The sequence below is a fragment of the Nonomuraea zeae genome (assembly GCF_005889725.1).
In the GTDB taxonomy this organism is placed as follows: domain Bacteria; phylum Actinomycetota; class Actinomycetes; order Streptosporangiales; family Streptosporangiaceae; genus Nonomuraea; species Nonomuraea zeae.
In genome coordinates this window covers 1-1,717 of sequence record NZ_VCKX01000651.1, presented here as the reverse complement: position 1 = coordinate 1,717, position 1,717 = coordinate 1, and the positions used below count along the sequence as shown (strand labels likewise).

General features: G+C 69.2%; 3 protein-coding genes. All 3 read right to left on the bottom strand.

The annotated features are described in order from the left end of the window. Nucleotides 1–59: 59 nt before the first annotated feature. Genes ETD85_RS62115 through ETD85_RS62105 form a run of 3 tightly spaced genes read right to left on the bottom strand, consistent with a single transcriptional unit; the run spans nt 60 to nt 1,533 of the window. Nucleotides 60–680, bottom strand: coding sequence for a dihydrofolate reductase family protein (locus ETD85_RS62115; RefSeq protein WP_138699067.1), 621 nt, complete (start codon nt 678–680; stop codon nt 60–62). Beyond that, nucleotides 680–1,186, bottom strand: a complete 507-nt coding sequence (locus ETD85_RS62110; protein WP_138699066.1) for an SRPBCC family protein — start codon at nt 1,184–1,186, stop codon at nt 680–682. The genes ETD85_RS62115 and ETD85_RS62110 overlap by 1 nt, the downstream gene beginning before the upstream one ends. After that, nucleotides 1,186–1,533 carry an ArsR/SmtB family transcription factor gene (locus ETD85_RS62105; RefSeq protein WP_138699065.1) on the bottom strand — a complete coding sequence of 116 codons (348 nt, stop codon included), beginning with the start codon at nt 1,531–1,533 and terminating at the stop codon, nt 1,186–1,188. Before ETD85_RS62105 ends, ETD85_RS62110 begins: the two co-directional genes overlap by 1 nt. Nucleotides 1,534–1,717: the final 184 nt, after the last annotated feature.

Below are 1,717 nucleotides of genomic sequence, written 5' to 3'. Positions count from 1 at the left end.
GGGAGGGCCCTGACGCTGAGAGCGTCGAGGATCTCAGCACGCTGCCGAGGTCGAGACAGTTACCGCTTCCGGACCGCGTAGGTCAGGTGGGTCACCCGCTGCGTCGGCTCCGCGCGGACCGGCTCCAGGGCCACCCGGTTCGCGTCCACGCCCTCGAACAGGCGGATTCCGGAGCCGAACAGCACGGGTGAGAGCGCGATCGAGAACTCGTCGACCAGGCCGGCGTTCAGGTACTCCAGGATCGTCGCGCCGCCGCCCGCGATGCGGACGTCGCGGTCGCCGGCGGCCTCGCGGGCCTGGTCGAGCGCGGTCTCGATACCGTCGTTGACGAAGTGGAAGGTGGTCCCGCCCGGCCGCTCCCAGGGGTCGCGCTTCTCGTGCGTCACGACGAAGACCGGCGTGTGGAACGGCGCCTCCTCCGGCCACATCTGCTCGCCGGCGTCGAACATGCGCTTGCCCATCACGCTCGCGCCGGTGCGCTCGAACGTCTCCCGCGCGATGTCGTTGTCGGGGCCCTCCTCGCCGCCCTTGCCGAGCTTCAGGTTCTCCCGGAAGAACCGCAGCGGGAAGATCCACCGCTGCAGCTCCATCCACTGCCGCCCCATCAAATCCTCGGGGGACTCGGGTGCGATGAAACCGTCCAGCGACATCGACACGCTGAAGAACACCTTGCCGGCCATCAGCCCTCAGCTCCCTTCCCAACGATCTCGGTGACGTAGGCGGCCAGGTTGCCCAGGGTCTGCCGGCCGCCCTCGATCGCGTGGTATTTCTCCACCGCCTCGTCGCGCAGCTCCTTGGTGGGGAACACCGTGCGCATCTCGACCCGGGTCGCCGCCCCGTCGGCCGCGAACGCGAGGACCGACTCGAAGGCGTTCGGGTCGCCGCGGTATTCGCCGTGCAGCATCGTGATCTCCTCCGGCGGGACGATCTCGGTCCAGGAGATCCACTCCTGGTAGTCCGTCCCGTCAGGTCCGTGCATCACGAACTCCCACACCCCGCCCACGCGGAACTCGAAGGACCGCGTGGTGGTGGTGAACCCCTCCGGCCCCCACCACTGCGACAGGTGCCGCACCTCGGTGAACGCCTCGAACACCAGCTCCCGTGGGGCGTCGATCACCCGGGAGATCACAACCTCGCGGTCGGCCGTCGCGGACTGCGCCGGCGCTCCTTGTCCCGTCTCGCTCATCAGTTACTTCTTTCCTGTTTTGCCTGCTTGAGATCCTGCACGTACGCGTCCAGCCGGTCGAAGCTCTCGTTCCAGAACCGCTCGAACCCGCCGGTCCACTCGTGGACCGGTCGCAGCCCGCGGGCGTCCAGGCCGTACAGGCGCTGCTTGCCTGCCTTGCGGTCCCGCACCAGCCCCACTTCCCTGAGCACCCGCAGGTGCTTGGACGCCGTCGGCTGGGTCATCCCCAGCTCCTGGGCCAACTGGGTCACCGGCCGCTCACCCGCCCGCAGCAGCGCCAGGATCTCCCGGCGCTGCGGCTCGGCGATCGCGTTGAAAACGTCCGACGTCGTCGCTGCTCGTGCCACGGACATCATCATATGCCTATATCGGCATGCGTCAATCTGGGGGAATCAGGCGGGTCGCCTTTCCGTCCGGCTCGAAGTCGCGGCCGCCGCCGGCAACGGGCCTGCCTGCCAGCGGCGTGGGCGGGGGCGCGGGACCGGACCAGCTCGCGGCGGCGGCCATGGCGCCGGTGGCGCACTACAGCTT

Bases quoted from the DNA above. Each gene is read 5' to 3' on its own strand.
- ETD85_RS62115 (WP_138699067.1), bottom strand. From the start codon at position 680: ATGGCCGGCAAGGTGTTCTTCAGCGTGTCGATGTCGCTGGACGGTTTC.
- ETD85_RS62110 (WP_138699066.1), bottom strand. From the start codon at position 1,186: ATGAGCGAGACGGGACAAGGAGCGCCGGCGCAGTCCGCGACGGCCGAC.